Origin of the sequence: Gordonibacter sp. An230 (assembly GCF_002159915.1) — a bacterium.
GTDB lineage: Bacteria > Actinomycetota > Coriobacteriia > Coriobacteriales > Eggerthellaceae > Rubneribacter.
In genome coordinates this window covers 57,359-74,111 of sequence record NZ_NFJP01000011.1, presented here as the reverse complement: position 1 = coordinate 74,111, position 16,753 = coordinate 57,359, and the positions used below count along the sequence as shown (strand labels likewise).

The 16,753-nt window shown below is 66.5% G+C and carries 16 protein-coding genes; 2 read left to right on the top strand and 14 right to left on the bottom strand.

Annotated features, from left to right (window positions below; all coding sequences use genetic code 11):
- Position 1: 1 nt before the first annotated feature.
- The 9 genes from ribF to B5F40_RS07575 form a co-directional block, all read right to left on the bottom strand.
- Complete coding sequence (ribF, locus tag B5F40_RS07615; protein ID WP_087193744.1) at positions 2 to 925, bottom strand: riboflavin biosynthesis protein RibF; 924 nt, start codon at positions 923 to 925, stop codon at positions 2 to 4.
- Positions 909 to 1,925 carry a tRNA pseudouridine(55) synthase TruB gene (truB, locus tag B5F40_RS07610; protein ID WP_087193743.1) on the bottom strand — a complete coding sequence of 339 codons (1,017 nt, stop codon included), beginning with the start codon at positions 1,923 to 1,925 and terminating at the stop codon, positions 909 to 911. The genes ribF and truB overlap by 17 nt, the downstream gene beginning before the upstream one ends.
- Entirely contained in the window at positions 1,922 to 2,974 is a 1,053-nt protein-coding gene (locus B5F40_RS07605) for a DHH family phosphoesterase (RefSeq protein ID WP_087193742.1), read from the bottom strand. Before B5F40_RS07605 ends, truB begins: the two co-directional genes overlap by 4 nt.
- Positions 2,975 to 2,983: 9 nt before the next feature.
- Positions 2,984 to 3,385 (bottom strand): 30S ribosome-binding factor RbfA, encoded by a 402-nt coding sequence (rbfA, locus tag B5F40_RS07600; RefSeq protein WP_087193741.1) that lies wholly within the window; start codon positions 3,383 to 3,385, stop codon positions 2,984 to 2,986.
- Between the two features lie 191 nt (positions 3,386 to 3,576).
- Positions 3,577 to 6,333 carry a translation initiation factor IF-2 gene (gene infB / locus B5F40_RS07595; protein WP_087193740.1) on the bottom strand — a complete coding sequence of 919 codons (2,757 nt, stop codon included), beginning with the start codon at positions 6,331 to 6,333 and terminating at the stop codon, positions 3,577 to 3,579.
- A gap of 18 nt (positions 6,334 to 6,351) precedes the next feature.
- Positions 6,352 to 6,627, bottom strand: a complete 276-nt coding sequence (gene rnpM, locus B5F40_RS07590; RefSeq protein ID WP_087193739.1) for an RNase P modulator RnpM — start codon at positions 6,625 to 6,627, stop codon at positions 6,352 to 6,354.
- Positions 6,628 to 6,652: 25 nt separating this feature from the next.
- Entirely contained in the window at positions 6,653 to 7,867 is a 1,215-nt protein-coding gene (gene nusA / locus B5F40_RS07585; protein ID WP_087193738.1) for a transcription termination factor NusA, read from the bottom strand.
- Positions 7,868 to 7,896: 29 nt separating this feature from the next.
- On the bottom strand, positions 7,897 to 8,367 hold the full coding sequence (locus tag B5F40_RS07580; protein WP_087193737.1) for a ribosome maturation factor RimP: 471 nt from the start codon (positions 8,365 to 8,367) through the stop codon (positions 7,897 to 7,899).
- A gap of 264 nt (positions 8,368 to 8,631) precedes the next feature.
- On the bottom strand, positions 8,632 to 9,150 hold the full coding sequence (locus B5F40_RS07575; protein WP_087193736.1) for a TetR/AcrR family transcriptional regulator: 519 nt from the start codon (positions 9,148 to 9,150) through the stop codon (positions 8,632 to 8,634).
- A 103-nt stretch (positions 9,151 to 9,253) separates the two neighbouring features.
- On the opposite strand from B5F40_RS07575, the gene B5F40_RS07570 reads away from it, so the two are divergent.
- Positions 9,254 to 10,036 (top strand): EFR1 family ferrodoxin, encoded by a 783-nt coding sequence (locus B5F40_RS07570; RefSeq protein WP_087193735.1) that lies wholly within the window; start codon positions 9,254 to 9,256, stop codon positions 10,034 to 10,036.
- Positions 10,033 to 10,809, top strand: a complete 777-nt coding sequence (locus tag B5F40_RS07565; protein WP_087193780.1) for a nitroreductase family protein — start codon at positions 10,033 to 10,035, stop codon at positions 10,807 to 10,809. Before B5F40_RS07570 ends, B5F40_RS07565 begins: the two co-directional genes overlap by 4 nt.
- Before the next feature lie 189 nt (positions 10,810 to 10,998).
- On the opposite strand, the gene B5F40_RS07560 is transcribed toward B5F40_RS07565, so the two are convergent.
- The 5 genes from B5F40_RS07560 to B5F40_RS07535 all read right to left on the bottom strand — a co-directional run bounded on the left by B5F40_RS07560 (position 10,999) and on the right by B5F40_RS07535 (position 16,622).
- Entirely contained in the window at positions 10,999 to 12,696 is a 1,698-nt protein-coding gene (locus B5F40_RS07560) for an AMP-binding protein (RefSeq protein ID WP_087193734.1), read from the bottom strand.
- Positions 12,697 to 12,828: 132 nt separating this feature from the next.
- Complete coding sequence (locus B5F40_RS07555; RefSeq protein WP_087193733.1) at positions 12,829 to 13,401, bottom strand: helix-turn-helix domain-containing protein; 573 nt, start codon at positions 13,399 to 13,401, stop codon at positions 12,829 to 12,831.
- A gap of 169 nt (positions 13,402 to 13,570) precedes the next feature.
- A complete protein-coding gene (locus B5F40_RS07550; protein WP_087193732.1) occupies positions 13,571 to 14,059 on the bottom strand; it encodes a DUF1269 domain-containing protein in 489 nt (162 codons plus the stop codon).
- Positions 14,060 to 15,024: 965 nt separating this feature from the next.
- Entirely contained in the window at positions 15,025 to 15,324 is a 300-nt protein-coding gene (locus B5F40_RS07540) for a ferredoxin family protein (RefSeq protein ID WP_087193730.1), read from the bottom strand.
- Positions 15,321 to 16,622, bottom strand: a complete 1,302-nt coding sequence (locus B5F40_RS07535; protein ID WP_087193729.1) for an FAD-dependent oxidoreductase — start codon at positions 16,620 to 16,622, stop codon at positions 15,321 to 15,323. The genes B5F40_RS07540 and B5F40_RS07535 overlap by 4 nt, the downstream gene beginning before the upstream one ends.
- Positions 16,623 to 16,753 lie beyond the last annotated feature (131 nt).

Sequence of the window (16,753 nt, the reverse complement as noted above, 5' to 3'; positions counted from 1 at the left end):
ATCACAGGTTCTGTCGAACCCAGGCGATGTTGCCCTTCACAGTGGCGACGAGCTCCTCGACGCTGTCGAACGCCCGCATCGGGCGCAGCCAATGCAGGAACTCGACTTTGACAGGCTTGCCGTAGAGATCCCCCGAAAAGTCGAGCAGGTGCGCCTCGCAGGTGGCCGTGGCGCGACCGGCGAACGTGGCGGCCACGCCCACGTTGACAGCGGCCTTGTAGCGCACCCCGTCCACATGGGCGTAGGCGGCGTACACGCCGTCGCCGAGCGGACGAAGCTGGTCGGGCACCTCGAGGTTGGCCGTGCGGAATCCCAAGTCGGCTCCCTCCCCGCGCCCAGGCTCGACGATGCCGGTCATGAAGTATGGCCGCCCGAGCAACCGGTTCGCCTCCTCGATATCGCCTTCGGCCAGCAACAGCCTGATACGGGTGGCCGTGATGGGCGCGCCGTCGTCGCTTTCCAAGCCATGCGCGCACACTTTCGTTCCGCCGACAAGTCCCCAGGCGTCGAGGTCGTCGACAGTCCCTTTCGCTCGAGCGCCGAATTTGAAGTCGAACCCCACGTGCAAATAAGCTGGAGGAATCCCGTCGAAGGTCTGCGCGAGGAACTCCGCAGGGCTCGATGCCGCGAATTCGCGGGTGAACGGCAGCACGCACACGATGTCCACCCCCGTGGCCGCAAGCATGCGGAGGCGTTCCTCGTTCGACATGAGCTTCTTGAGCCTGTCAGGGTGAAACACCTCGTCGGGGTCGATGTCGAACGTGAGCGCGATGCTTCTGCCCCCTGAACGCGAGGCCGTATCGCGCGCACGGTCGATCAGGAACCTATGTCCTCTATGCACCCCATCGAACACGCCGAAGGCGCAGGACGTGCCCTCGAAGAAGCCACGGTCAAGCGCGTTGTCGGCCCTAACAATCTCTGCCACGAGACACCCCCGTCTGAAACACGCAGCGCGCCTTGAACCTGTCGCGCGCAGCCTCGTACCCATAGAGAGCCACCAGCTTGTTGTCCGAAACGACGGCCACAACCTCGCCGTCTCTAGGCGGCTCGCAGCTTTCTCGCACGCCCGCCGTGCATGCGCACAGCTCGGCCGTCGAGGTCGTGCGCCTGCGCTCGAACAAGGACAGCTCGGCAGCCTCGAGCGATGCGCCATTGGCCACCCGAGTCGCCAAGTCGCCTTGCGCGAACGAAAAGCGCACGCCAAGGAGGCGCACTGGATCGAGCGCGGCTCGGTCGCCAAGGTCGGTGAGCGTCTCCAAGCTCACGCACTCCTCGAGGGATAGCAGCCCCAGCGCCGTGCGCTCGAGCGCGGCCACATGCGCCGGGCAGCCGAGCGCCGATCCCGCATCGCGGGCGAGGGCGCGAATGTAAGTGCCCTTCGACACGTGGAACTCGACGTCCCACGAAGGCAGATCGTAGCCGTCCCCCGCCTCGCGCACCCCCAAGAGGATCGCATCGTGCACGACGATGTCGCGCGGTTTGAGCTCGATGATGGAACCCGCGCGCGCAGCCTCGTAGGACTTCGTGCCACCCACTTTGACAGCCGAGTACGCAGGAGGCATCTGCTTGCGAGCGCCCACGAGACTCGCTACGAACGCACGGGCGAACTGCGGATCGAGCACACGCTCGGGTATCGGGCCGGTTCGCAAAACGCGCCCTTCGGCGTCGTCGGTGTCGGTGCCCGCGCCGAAGGCGACCCTCACGCGGTAGCGCTTGTCGTGGCCGGTCAAGTAGGCTCCGAGCCGCGTGGCCGGCCCCACGCACACGGGCAGCACGCCAGTGGCCAGCGGATCGAGCGTCCCTGTGTGCCCCACGCGGCGTTCTCCGAAGATGCGCCGACAGCGGTTCACCACGTCGTGCGAGCTCATGCCCGCGGGCTTGTTCACGCCAACCACGAGAGAAAGCCCCGATGTCCCCCGTTTCACGAGATGCGCGCCCCCTCGTCAGACACGGGAAGGGCAGCCGGCGCGGACGGGAACGGCGGCGCTGCAGCGACCGCCTCCCTGATCGCACGCTCCACGATCTCGACCGCCTCGGACAGCGGCAGTTCGAGCGTGAACCCGGCGGCCGCCACATGCCCCCCGCCGCCAAAGCGGCGCGCGATGGCCGCCACGTCGGTGCCGTCCTTCGCCCGCAGACTGCCGCGAACGCCGCCGTCCTGTTCACGCAGCATGCACGCCACGCGCACGCCCGCCACCGAGCGCAGCGCATCGACGACAGGCTCCGCATCGGCCTTCGTCGCGTTGAGCACTTCGAAGTCCTCGCGCGAAAGCCAGCTTATCGCGGTCGAGCCGCCCGCGCCGAGGCGCATTCGGCCGACGGCGACGCCTTCGAGACGCACCGAAGCCTCCGAGCGGCTCTGGAACACAGCGCGCGACACTGCGGCCGCGTCGGCGCCCGCCTCCACCATCTCCGATGCCGCACGCAAGGCGGCCGCGTCGGTGTTCTGGTATTGAAAGCGCCCCGTGTCGGTGACAAGGCCGGTGTAGCAGCAAACCGCCACGTCGCCCGCACGGTTCGCCCCGAGCAGCCTCGCGAGCTCCCACACGAGCACCGTCGTTGACGCCGCGTCGGGATCCACATACGTGAAATCGGCCATCGTCGTCTCCGACGCGTGATGGTCAACCACCACGGACGTCTCGCACGCGTCGAGCAGCGCAGCCGCATCGCCGATGCGCGCGCGCGTGGGCACATCGACGGCAACGAACGCCTGCACAGGGCCGTCGTAGCGAGCCGCCGGCACGAGGGCGCCGTAGCCCGGAAGGAACGAGAGGCGCGCGTCGGCCGGCTCGTCTTTGGCGAGCACGCACGTCACGCGCTTGCCAAGGCCCCTGAGCGCAGCGGCCAACGCGAGCTGCGAACCGAGACAATCCCCATCCGGACTGACATGACCGCAGATCACCACGTCGTCGCACGTTTCGAGCATCGCAGCGACGGCCGCGAGGTCGGTGTTTGTCTGAGGAGTGGGAGACATGAGCCCTCCCTACTCGCCCGCCGCATCGTCGCCGGACGCCCGCTCATCGTCGCCGGACGCGACAGCTGCGTTGCGGACGGCATCGCGCTTGAGGGCCGAGGCTATGCGCTCGGCCTCGTCCACGCTCGCATCCAACCGGAAGCGCAGTTCGGGCGCCACGCGCCACGAAAGCTGACGCGCCATGAGCGAGCGGATGCGACCTGCGGCAGCCTTGAACGCCGCAGCAGCCTCCTCGTAGCGGCCCGGTTCGACGGTGTAGTACACGTTGCACACGCTGCGGTCGTAGCTCACCTCGCAGCCCGTGACGGTGACGAGCGCCAAGCGCGGATCAGATATTTCGAACAAGAGGATGCCCGCGATCACCTCGCGCGCCTGCTCGTTGACCTTGCGGTTGGATGAACCCTGCTTCATGGGAAAAAGCTCCTTTCTCGCAGGTTGGCGTAGTAAGTCAGCAAGGCCGGCTGCGATGCCTGGGGTTCGTGGGATCGCGGAGGCGACGCGTACTTTGGTACGCGAGCTTCCGGGATCGCGCGAAGATCGGACATCGCAGCCGGCCGCAGCGTCGGCTCGTTGCGGTGGGCCGGAAGGCCGCAGCAACCGAACTATTCCGTGCGTTCGACCTCTTTCGAAACGTAGCCTTCGATGAGGTCTCCCACCTTGAGATCCTGGAACTTCTCGATGCCGATGCCGCACTCGTATCCCTGCTTCACGGACTTCACGTCGTCCTTGAAGCGGCGCAGAGACGCCATCGCGCCTTCGAAGATCACCGTTCCGTCGCGCACGATGCGCACCTTGTCGTCGCGATGGATCTCGCCTTCGGTCACATAGCAGCCGGCGATGGTGCCCACCTTCGGCACCTTGAAGGTCTCGCGGACCTCGGCAACACCGGTGTCCTCCTCCACGATGTCGGGCGAGAGCAGGCCCACGCGCGCAGCGTTGATCTCCTCGATGGCCTGGTAGATGACACGGTAGAGGCGGATGTCGACCTTCTCCTTCTCGGCCTGCTGCTTCGATTTGCCGGTCGGACGCACGTTGAAGCCGATGATGATGGCGTCGGAGGCGGAGGCCAGCGTGACATCGGTCTCGGTGATGCCGCCCACGGCCGAGTGCACGATATTGATGCGCACCTCCGACTGGTCCATCTTCTCGAACGCATCGCGCAGCGCCTCGATGGAGCCTTGAACGTCGGCCTTCACGATGAGGTTCAGATCGGTCTGTTTGCCCTCCTCGATGCGATTGAACAAATCGTCCAGGCTCATATGGGACTTCGTCTCCTGCTCGGCCAAGCGTGCGCGCAGCGCGCGCTCCTCGGCGAGCTTGCGGGCATCGCGCTCGTCGGCGAACACGCGGAACTCGTCGCCGGCGGTGGGAACGCTCGACAAGCCGAGGATCTCCACCGGATCGGCAGGGCCGGCGGCATCGACGTGGCGGCCCCGCGGATCGACGAGGGCGCGCACGCGCCCGTAGGACGTGCCGGCCACCACGGCGTCGCCCGGATGGAGCGTGCCGCGCTGCACGAGCACGGTGGCCACGGGGCCGCGGCCCTTGTCGAGATTCGCCTCGATGACGAAGCCGGAAGCCTCGGCGTCGGGGTTGGCCTTGAGCTCGAGGACGTCGGCCTGCAGAAGGATCGTCTCCAGCACGTCGTCGATGTGCAGGCGCTGCTTGGCCGACACCTCCACGAACATGTTCGAGCCGCCCCACTCCTCGGGGATGACGCCGTACTCGGTGAGCTCCTGGCGCACGCGGTCGGGGTTGGCGCCGGCCTTGTCGATCTTGTTCACGGCCACCACGATGGGGACCTCGGCGGCCTTCGCGTGGTTGATGGCCTCGATGGTCTGCGGCATCACGCCGTCGTCGGCGGCCACCACGAGCACGATGACGTCGGTCACCTGGGCGCCGCGGGCGCGCATGGCGGTGAACGCCTCGTGGCCCGGCGTGTCGATGAACGTGATCTGGCGGCCGTTGATGTCCACCACCGACGCGCCGATGTGCTGTGTGATGCCGCCGGCCTCGCCCGCGGCCACGCCCGTGTCGCGGATGGCGTCGAGAAGCGACGTCTTGCCGTGGTCGACGTGGCCCATGACGGTGACCACGGGCGGGCGCGGCTTGAGGTCCTCGTCGCGGTCGTGGTAGACGACGGCGTACTCCTCCTCGGGCGACACGACGCGCACCTTGCGGCCCAGGTCGTCGGCGATGAGCTCGATCATGTCGTCGGCCATCGACTGCGTGAGCGTGAGCACCTGGCCCAGCATGAACAGGCGCTTGACCACGTCGTTGGGCTGCACGCCCAAAAGCTCGGCGAACTTGGCCACGGTCGCGCCCTGCGGGATCTCCACCACGGAGTCGTCGAGCACGAGCGTGGGGTCGAGCCCCTTCTCGATGGCCTCGAGCTCGAGGCGCTCGCGGTTGGCGGCCTCGCGCTTCTGCTTGCGCTTCTTGCGGCGGCCCTCCCCCTCGTGCGAGGTGGCGGCGGCCACGGCCGCGCGCGCCTCGGCGAGCACCTTGTCGCGCTGCAGCTTCTCGGCCTGCACGGCCATCTGGGCGTAGCGGTCCTCGGGCTGCGTCTGCTGCTGCTCGAGCTCGGGCACGATCTGCTCGAACGAGGCGCCCCTGCGCCCCTTCTTGGATCCGCGCTCGGGCTTGCCGCCGCGACGCGCGCCCTGGGGCTGCGCGGCGGTCTGCTTCTGCTGCGACTCGATGCGCTGCTTCTCGGCCTCGATCTGCGACAGCAGCGAGTCGAAGCTCGACTTCTTCGCACCGAGCACCGGAGCGGGCTTCTTGGGCGCGCTCGCCGCGGACGACTTGCCGCCCTTGGCGCTGCGCTGGCGCAAAGCCTCCTCCACCGCCTGCTTCTTGGCCACCTCGGCGGCGATCTTCGCGGCGCGGGCGCGGGCGCGGGCCTCGGCCGCCTCGCGCGCGACGCGCTCCTTCTCGCTTTCGATCTGGCTTGCCAGGCTTTCGAACGGCGAGGGGGCGGGAGCCTTCTTGGGCGCGCGCTCCGCAGCCTTCGGCGCGCCGTCGGCCGCGCCCTCTGCGGCCTCACGACGGGCGCGTTCGGCCTCGCGGGCGGCGCGCTCCTGCTCCACGGCCTCGCGACGGGCGCGCTCCTCCTCGGCGCGCTGGCGCTCGGCGGCGGCGCGCTCCTCGGCGAGCTTCTTTGCCTCCTCGTCCTCGAGCTGGCCGGCGCGCTGCTTGATCTCGGGCTCGAGGTTCTTGCGGATCTTGGCAACGTAGGCGTCGGCGAGCATGCTCGCATGGCTCTTCGCAGGGATCTTCATCTCGTGCAGCTTGTCGAGCAGCTCCTTGCTCGACATGTCGAACTCCTTCGCCAACTCATGTACTCGCATGCTGGCCATATACCACTCCTCTACTTCTTATCTCGCTGTGCGCGCAGCCGCGGCGACCTCGGCGGCGATCCGTTCGTACACATCGCCCTCGAGCGTCGTCCTGAGCGCTCGGTCGAGCTTCTTTCTCTTGCATGCGGCGGCGAAGCACTCCTCGGAGCAGACGTACGCCCCCCTGCCCGGCGCGCGGCCGGTCGCGTCGAAGGCCACGGTTCCGGACGGATCGCGCACGATGCGCAGAAGGGCCACCTTGTCGGCCTGCCTCCCGCATGCGATGCAGCTTCGCTGCCGTTTCACCGTCGCCATGACCTGCCGCCTTTCCCTCCGCGCCCTACGCCTCGTCGAGGTCGGCGTGGATGCCGCAGAAGCGGCTGCCCGGACGAGCGTGGTTGCGGCAGCGGACGCCGTCCTCGCTCACGTGGGCGCACAGCCCCGCCTCGTCGTCGGCGTCCTCTTCGTCGATGAGCATGTTGTCCACCGGCGCGAGCGGCTCGCCGGTGAAGCTCGCGCTCTTGATGTCGATGTGCCAGCCGGTCAGGCGCGCGGCGAGGCGGGCGTTCTGCCCCTCCTTGCCGATGGCCAGGGAAAGCTGGTCGTCGGGCACCACGACGGTGGCGTAGTGGGTGTCCTCGTCGATGAGCACGCGCGTCACCTTCGCCGGCGACAGCGCGTTGGCCACGTACACCTTCGGATCCTCGGCCCACTGGATCACGTCCACGCGCTCGTTGCGCAGCTCCTCCACCACCATGCGCACGCGGCTGCCCTTCGGGCCCACGCAGGCGCCCACCGGATCGAGGTTCGCCTCGCGCGAGGCCACGGCGATCTTGCTGCGCGCGCCCGGCTCGCGGGCGATGGACTTGATCTCCACCATGCCGTCGTAGATCTCCGGCACCTCGATCTCGAAGAGGCGGCGGATGAGGTCAGGATGCGTGCGCGACACCACGATGGCCGGACGAGCCTGCTCGCCGCGCATCTTCGGCGCGTCGGAGTTCGGATCGCGCACGTCGATTATGAGCACCTTGAGGCGCTGGTTGTGGCGGTAGTGCTCGCCGGCGGGACGCTCGTTGCGCTCGCCGGGGTTGCGCTTCGCGTCGTAGTGGGGAAGCTCGGCCTCCACGCCGTCGCGGATCTTGATGATGGTGAACTCCGGCGTGCCCTGCAGCACCGTGCCCGTCACGAGGTCGCCCACGCGACCCGCGAACTCCTCGTAGATGGACTGGCGGCCGGCCTCGCGCACGATGGACGCGATGACGCCCTTGGCGTTCTGGGCGGCGATGCGGCTCACGTCGGCGGGCGTGACATCCCTCTCCTCGAACTCGCTGTACTCGCCGGTCTCCTCATCGGGCTCGCCCACGGGCACAAGCTCGTAGACGTATATCCGCCCCGTCTGGCGATCAATGGTCACTCGGGCGTCCCACTCGAGGTCCAAAATGCGCTCGTAGCTCTTGGCGAGCGACTGCTCCAGGCGCTCGATGAGGTAGAACTCGTCGATCTTGCGCTCGTGAGCCAGCGCCTGCAAGGCCTCGATCAGTTCTGAAGTTGCCACGTCTTCGCTTCCTTTCCTCTGATGCTCTCTTACGAGCTGAAATCGATCACGCCTTTGAGATGGGCGCGCTTTATGCCGTCAAGGGGAAGGGCCACATGCTCGCCATCCACATCGAGCACGACCTCGTCGTCGGAAGCCGACATGATCGCGCCCGTGAACGAGCTGCGGCCGCCCAAGGGGCGCGCAGTCTTCACGACGGCCGTTTGGCCGGCGAAGCGCTCGAAGTGCTCCGCTGTTCGCAGCGGCCGGTCGATGCCGGGAGACGACACCTCGAGCGTGTACGCCCCGGGGAACGGGTCGAGCTCATCCATGATCGCGTTGACCCAGGCCTGCGCAGACGCGAGCTCGTCGAAGCTCACGCCGTCGGGCGTGTCGATGAACACCCGGATCGTCGGCGCCTTCTTCGCGCCTGCGACCTCGACCGTCACGATCTCGACGCCCTCGACCTCCGCGCGCGGGGACAGCGCGTCGAGCAGCTGCTGCTCCTTTCCGCTGAGCACGATCGCCCTCCTTATCCGCTCGGTTCCGCCCACCCCGCGCCCTGCGCGGGGCCTTACAAACAAAGAAAGCGGGAACAAGCCCACTTTCTCGTGTGTCGAAAGTATGGTGCGCGCGAACGAGATGTCCGCTGCTGCTTTGCTTAGCCTTTATACCATACCGGCCCCGGTTTGCCTAGTTCGCATGGGCGTGGACGCAACTTCTGCACATTTTCGGCGAACTGGCGAAACGACGAGGAGGGCAAAGCGCGTATCGCCCGAATCGCCTCATGTCCGGCGCGAGATGCGCAGGAACTCCTCGGCGAGGGCCTCGGGGGTTTCGCGCATGCCGGACTCGAGCCAGCACACGAGCATGCTGCAGAACGCCCCGGCGAAATAGTATGGCTCGTACCGCTCGATCGAACTCGCCGGCATGTCGCCGGTTTCGGCGATCTCGCATTCGGTAAGCACTTCGAGCAGGGTAAAGGATGCCCGGGCGCGATGGAATGCCAGCACCGCATCGGCATGATCGCGGTAGAAGCGGAACTTGTAGGCCATAGCCTCCAGGCTGTGCGGGGCGGCGCAGGGCATGCCCTCGTGATACCGGCGGGCCATGCTCCGGATACCGTAGTCGACGACGTCCTCGACCGATGCGAAGTTGCGATAGAACGATGCCCGGGCCACGCCCGAGCGCCTCACGAGCTCGGTCACCTTCACCTGCGAAAGCTCCTTCTCGACCGCGATCTGGAGCAGAGCGTCCAGCAAACGGTCCTTGACCCGCCGATTCTCGGCCTTCCTCTTGTCCATGATACAGATGCGCCCCCTTTGTCCCGCAACGCAGGTATCGGATGCCCTTTCAACATGATACAGTATGTCTCATATCGGATCGCAAGCGAACATGAGGAGAGCCATGATTCTCTACTTCAGCGGCACCGGCAACAGCCAACGAGCGGCTGTGCAAATGGCCGAACGCCTCGACGACGAGCTGATCTCCGTCAACCGGCTGATCAAAGACGGGACGACGGGCTCGTTCCGCTCGGACCGCCCGTGGACGTTCGTCGCGCCCACTTATTCGTGGCGCGTGCCCGTCGTGATGGAGCGATGGATGGAGTCGGCGCGCTTCGAGGGCTCGCGCGAGGCGTACTTCGTTCTCACCTGCGGAGGCAGCGTTGGCAACGCGGCACCGTACGCCCGACGGCTTTGCGAGCGGATAGGGCTTCGATTCCGAGGCCTCGCAGGCGTGGCGATGCCTGAGAACTACCTTGCCCTGGGTCCGACGCCGACAGAAAGCGAATGCCGGGCGATCATGGAGAAGGCTCGTCCGAGGATCGACGAGCTCGCCGAGCTCGTGCGCGCGGGCGAGCCCTTCCCTGCGAAACGAGCCACTTTGGCTGAGAGGCTGGAAAGCGGGCCCGTGAACGTGCTGTTCTACCGCTGCTTCGTGCATGACAAGGGCTTCTCCGTATCCAATGAGTGCATCTCATGCGGGCGATGCGCCGCGCGTTGCCCCCTGAACAACATCCGGCTCGAGGGAGGGCGGCCGACTTGGCAGGGAACGTGCACGCACTGCATGGCATGCATCGGCGGCTGCCCGACCGAAGCCATCGAGTACAAAAGCGCATCGCGAGGACGGCACCGCCATTACGTCATGGACGACGAGCTGTGCTGGGGAAGCGAGGCGAATTCACGATGAGGCGCCCGCACGAAGTGCGCATCGATGCGAAGGCGTGCACGGGATGCGGCCTGTGCCGGGACGACTGCCCTATGGGCAACATCGCTTTGGAGGAGCGCATCGCGCACGTTGCCACACAACGCTGCATCATGTGCGGACACTGCGTGGCCGTCTGCCCGGAAGGCGCGGTTTCGATGACCGGATTCGACGAGGAGCCGGTGGAGCTTGACGGGAACGAGCGTTTGGACGCAGACGAGCTTCTGCGCGCTCTTCGAGCCCGCCGAAGCATCCGACGGTTCGCTTCTCGACCCGTCGACGAGGATGAGGTTGCGCGCATCGTGGAAGCCGGCCGCGTCACGCCCACCGGCAGCAACGCCCAAGAGGTCGAGTTCATCGTGCTTCGGGACGCGCTCCCCGAGGCCGAGCGCGTGGCGGTGCGCCTGTTTCGTCGGCTGCTGCCGCTCGCGAAGCTCCTGCGCCCCTCGATAGCGCATATAAAGATCGACGAGCGCTTCTTCTTCAAGAACGCGCCGGTGGCCATCATGACGGTATCGAAGAACCGGGTGGATGCTTCGCTCGCCGCCGCCAACATGGCCCTCATGGCGGAGGCGTGCGGCTTGGGCGTGCTTTACAGCGGCTTCTTCACCGTTGCGACGCGCCTGTCCCCTTCCCTTCGGCGACTGCTGGACCTTCGTCACGGCCAGCACGTCGTCGCCACCCTCGTGCTGGGGCGCCCCGCCGTTCGCTACCGCCGCACGGCTCCGAAGGAGCCGGCGAACGCAAGGATGCTGTGAGAGGCTCTTCGGCGGGAGCGGTCGGCGACGCAGCGGCGGCGCCCAAACGCCTCGAGCGAGACCGCTTCGTCGCATCCGAGATCGGCAGCGACGAGTCCGGCCCGTCTTCCATGCGCAGGCGCAGGATCCTCGCGCGCAGACCCTGCGCCTGCGGCCGCGTGCTGGCGTCCGTGCGCCAACTGAACGTCCTCACCTCCCGGCGCCCACAAGCTTCGCAGCCATCTCGCGGAGCTTGTACTTCTGCACCTTCATGGACGGCGTCATGGGGAAGTCGTCCACGAAGAACACGCGCTTGGGCACCTTGTAGCGCGCGATGCGCGGGATGGCGAAGGCGCGCACGTCCTCCTCGGTCATGCCCTCGTATCCGGGGCGCACGCGGATGAACGCGCCCACGATCTCGCCGAGGCGCTCATCGGGAATGCCCACCACCTGCGCGTCGAGCACGCCGGGCATGGTGAGCAGGAAGTTCTCCACCTCGAGCGGGTAGATGTTCTCGCCGCCGCGGATGATCATGTCCTTGATGCGCCCGGTCACGCGGTAGTAGCCGTCCTCGTCCACGGTGCCCAGGTCGCCAGAGTGCAGGTAGCCGTCCGCGTCGATGGCCTCGGCCGTGGCCTCGGGCATCTTGTAGTAGCCCTTCATGACGTTGTAGCCACGGCAGCACAGCTCCCCCGGCTCGCCGGGCGCGCAGATGTGGCCGTCGGCCGGGTCGATGACGCGCACGTCCACCGGCGGGTGCGCCCGGCCCACCGTCTCGCACTTGTGCTCGATGTCGTCGTCGGCGCTCGTCTGCGTGAACACGGGGCTCGTCTCGGTGAGGCCGTAGCAGATGGTGATCTCCTTCATGTACATCTTGTCCATGACCTCGCGCATGGTCTCGGGCGGGCAGGGGCTGCCGGCCATGATGCCCGTGCGCAGGCTGGACAGGTCGAACATGTTGAAGTCGGGGTGGTTGAGCTCGGCGATGAACATGGTGGGCACGCCGTAGACGGCCGTGGCGCGCTCCTTGTGGATGGCCTGCAGCACGAGCCCCGCGTCGAAGTCCTCCACGATGATCATGGTGGAGCGGTGCGTGAGGTTGGCCATGACGCCGAGCACGCAGCCGAAGCAGTGGAAGAAGGGCACCGGCAGCGTGACGCGGTCGTCGGCCGTGAGCTTCTGCCCCTCGCCGATGTAGAAGCCGTTGTTCAGGATGTTGCGGTGCGTGAGCATGACGCCCTTCGGGAAGCCCGTGGTGCCGGAGGTGTACTGCATCATGACCACGCTGTTGTTGTCGAAGTGGGTCTCGGCCTCCTCGAGCGCGTCGGCCGGCACGTGCTGCCCCAGCAGGATGAGCTCGGGCACGCTGTAGCAGCCGCGGTGCTTCTCGGGGCCCATGTAGATGATGTGCTTGAGGCAGGGGTAGGCCTCCGACTCCAGGTAGCCGCGCTGCTGGGTGAGCGTCTCGGGAACGAGCTCGCGGATGATCTGGAGGTAGTCCACGTCGCGGTAGGCGTCGATGACGCAGAGCGCCTTCATGTCGGACTGCTTGAGCACGTAGTCCAGCTCGTGGGACTTGTAGATGGGGTTCACCGTGACCATGACCACGCCGATCTTGGCGGTGGCGTACATGAACGTGAGCCAGTCGGGGATGTTGCGCGCCCACACGCCCAGGTGGTCGCCGGGGCGCAGGCCGATGGCGAGGAGCCCCCGGGCCAGGTTGTCGGTGCGCTCGTCGAAGTCGCGGTACGTCCAGCGCAGCATGCGGTCGGGGTACACGACGAACTCGTGGTCGGGGTCTGCGGCCACCTGGTCGCGGAAGTAGCGGCCGATGGTCTTCTCGGAGTGCAGCGGATAGTCGGGATCGCCCGGGACGGGGGCGGATGCGGGGGTTTCGGTTTCGGGCATAGGGGCCTCTTTTCTCGCAGGTTCGGCCGGGCGGGGCGGAACGACCCGCCCATGCGCCCCGAGGGCGCATGCTGGCCGCACAGGTTGGCGTAGCAAGTCAGCGAGGGCGGCTGCGTCGGGTCTACACCCCGATCAGATCGGGGTGTAGACCACGGCGAGGAACTTCGCCTTCTGCCCGTCGTGGGCGCGCACCTGGTGCGGCACGATGGAGTCGTAGTAGATGCTCTCGCCCGGATGCAGCACGTAGACCTCGCGGCCGTACTCGATCTCGATCACGCCTTCCATGCCGTAAAGCCATTCCTCGCCCTCGTGGCCCACCAGCTCATGGTCGGTCTCGCCGGTGGGGTCCACCGTGATGACGAACGGGTCCATGTGCCGCGACGGGCGGCCGGCGGCCAGGCTGAAGTAGCTGAGATCGCCGCCGGAGGTGGTCTCGAGGCTCTTCACGCGCTCGACCTCGCGCATCTGGCCGGCGTCGATGTAGGCGGGGCCCAGGTTCTCGTCGTCGTCCATGAGCGTGCCGAGGCGCACGCCCAGCGCGCGCGTGATCTTGATGAGCGGCGCGAGCGAGGCCGGCACCTCCCCCGCCTCGAGGCCTTCGATGACCGCAAGGTCGCACTGGCAGCGGTCGGCCAGGTCCTGCGCCGTGAGGCGGTGCGCCTCGCGCAGGGTGGTTATCTTCTTCCCCAGCTTGTTCTCATCCATGCCCGATCTCCCCTCTTCGAAGGCGGCCTTTTCGTCATTCTACCTCACGAGAGGCGGCATCCTTTCGCGAAAGCCGCCGCCGGGCTGAAAACGCCCAATCGATGCTGGAAACACGGCGAAGCCGCCCGGAGGCGGCTTCGCTTTGCGACAGAGCTCGCGCGCTGGACGATTACTCGTGGAACAGGGAGTGCTTCAACTCCTCCTCGTCCTCGAACGACAGCGACGTCTGCAGCACGTCTCCGCCGAAGGGCCTGAGGGCCTGGACGAACTTATCGGTGGTCATGCCGCCGACCACCATGAACACGGCCGCGCTGTCGTCGGCGGACAGCAGGTCGCGCACGCGATCCTGGAAATCTCGGTCGACGCCGTGTTTCACGACGAGGCCCGTGAGGGCTCCGATACCGGCTCCAAGCGCCGCGCCGACAAGGGGCACGAAAAACAGAAGACCGAAAAGCACGCCCCAGAACAATCCCCATACCGCGCCTGTGCCCACCTCCGATCCGGGTGTGACCACCTCGTACTTCCCGCCTGCGCGACGCGCCACCACGGCAACGGACTGCAGGCTGACGATAAGGTCTTGGTCGAGATCGAGAATCTTCTCGTAGGCGGCCTTCGCCTCGGACTCGCTCGGATAACCGAGCACGACAAGCGTACTCATGCGGAACTCCTTTCGATGGGTTGCGTGCACCCACCCTAACTTCCGCGAGGAGGCGCAGCGCTCCGGCGGAGGATTCGCCGCCGGAGCGTCACCGATCCGTCAGCGCTTCGAGAGCGTTGCAGAGGAAAGGTCGCAAGCCTCTCTCGACGTGCGATTCCCACCAATGCGCTGCGACGAGAGCGCGCACGTCGAAAGACGCAAAGGCGGAGGCGGCCCCGCATGCCCGCCGGGGCAAGATCGAAGCCGGACCGACCGTCTCGCCTTCGTCTTCCCGCAAAACCCATACGGAGCGCATCGCGAAGAGCGGCAATTTCGACCGAGGTGCCCTCGGGGACCCCGCCTCGCCGAGTCGGCACCGCACTCTCAATGCGCCGCGACGACCAAAAGGCCGCATGCCGTCGCGCGGCCCACGTTTCGACGGAACGACGCAGTCTAAGCGGCACAGATCGCGTTTTGCGCATAGATTCGCAGCATATGACCGGCGTCCGGTCCCTCACGACCTGACGTTTTACCGACCATGCTTTTCTCAGAACGGCCAGTCGAGGCGAAAATAGCGCGATATCTATGCACAAGACGCGATCTGTGCCATTCCGAGCACCTACTTTGCCGAACGGGGCGCAGCGTGCGCAAGCACGCGATCGAAAGGCCTTCGCGACAGGCCGGAGGCGCCCGGTCGCAAGCTCGCGACCTTTGGGAGAAGCCCGCTGCGAGCACCACCCGGGAAAGGCGCAGGAAGCACTGTCGCGCTCTACGGGCCCGACCGGAGAAAGCGTCCGACCGCATTGGCGATCCCGCATCGGCTCCAACCTGTCGAGAAGGCGGACGGACGAACAGCGCCCGTCGCCCGCGCCGATCGCGAGCAACGGGCGCGGGACGCATCGTACCGTCGTTTCGAACCCTGTGCGGCAAGGGTCCGAACGGGAAGGCAGAAGCCTCGGCTCCGTCCCGCAAACCCTTCCCGAACCCTAGCCGTACCGGTACTCCACGCCCATGGTGGGCTGAGGATTCTCCCATTTCTTGACGATGGTTCCCTCGCAGGCGATGCGGCAGGTGCCGCATTCGAGGCAGCCGGCGTAGTCGAAGGACTTCGCGCCGTTCTCGTCGATCTTGTAGAGCGCTGCCGGGCACACGCGGACAAGCTTCAGAAACTCTTCCGTATCAGGATCGTCCACAAGCTCGATATGGGCGTTCTCCTCGTCCACCTCGTATTTGTCGATAGCCAGAAACTCGTCGACGTTGACCGTGATCTCCTTGACCTTGCTCACAGCGACTTCACCGCCTTCCTCACCTCGCCGGCCAGCTTGAGCAGGCCGCGCTTCTTCACGATGGGCATCATGCGCCTCGCGAGCGGCTTTTGCGGCTCGCCGTCCACGCTGAACAGGGCATTGAATATTTCCCTCGCCATGACCGGGTAGTCGGTGAACATGTTCGACCAGCCTTCCATGACATGGGGCCATCTGCGGAACGTCTCCAGGTCCTTGATGACGAAGGAGTCTTCCATCGCCGTCTTGTAAGAGGACAGCCCTGAGGCCGACGTGTCGCCCGCGTTGAGGGCTTTCACGGCCGCAAGCCCAGCCATCTGGCCGGATGCCACGGCGAAGTCCATACCGCGCACCTGATATCCCATGTTCATGCACAGGCCCGCCGACTCGCCCGCCACGAGCGCGCCGTCGAAGACGTAGCGCGGAACCATGTCGTAACCGCCCTCGGGAACCATGTGACCGGAGTGCTCCACAAGCTTCGCGCCGCGGATGATGGGCGCCACAGCCGGATGATTCTTGAAATCCTCGAGCATCTGGTAGACCGGCGTCTCGTTCGCACCGTCGGCGGCCAGCGAGATAGTGGCCACGAGTCCGAGCGAGATGGAGTCCTTGTTCGTGTACAAAAAGCCGCCGCCCACGTTGCCGTGCGTGCAGTCGCCTACGAAGAGCATCGCCGCCCCTTCGCCCTCGGGCACGAGGAAGCGATCCTCGATCTGGGCGGCCGGCAGCTCGAACACTTGCTTGATCCCAACGGCCATCTGACTGGGTTTCGGACGGGGATTGCCAAGGCTACGCTCGCACAGAAGCGAGTTCACGCCCTCGGCGACGATCGTCACCTCGGCGGTGATCTCGTCTTCGCCGGCGCGCACGCCGACGACCTTGCCCCTCTCGTCCTTCAGCAGCTCCTCCACGGCGATGCCGTAGATGTACTCGGCACCGGCATCCTCGGCCTTGCTCGCGAGCCACTGGTCGAACGGCGCGCGCAGCACGCTGTAGGAATCCTTGGCCTCCTCGGCAAGCTCGGGACTCGTGAAGTCGATGGCCATCTGGCTCTCAGGGTCCATGAACGCCATGCGCTCGTGAGTGATCTTTCGTTCGAGAGGAGCCTCCTGCTCGAAATCCGGGAAGACCTTCTTGAGCGAATGCGAGTAAATGCGCCCGCCGGTCATGTTCTTAGCGCCGGCGAAGTTGCCGCGCTCGACCACGAGGACGCTCTTGCCGGCCTTTGCGAGCTCGTAGGCCGCCACGGCGCCCGCGCACCCGGAGCCGACGACGATCGCGTCGAAATCAGCTTCAGCCACCTTGGGCTCTCCTTTCTCGTCGCAACGTGCCGGACAGCGCCCGCACCTTGCCGTCTCGTCCCTTTCCAAGCACGTCTCTTCCCTTGGCGGGAAAAGGCCGGCCGCCGTCGCGCAGGATGACGGCCGGCGCC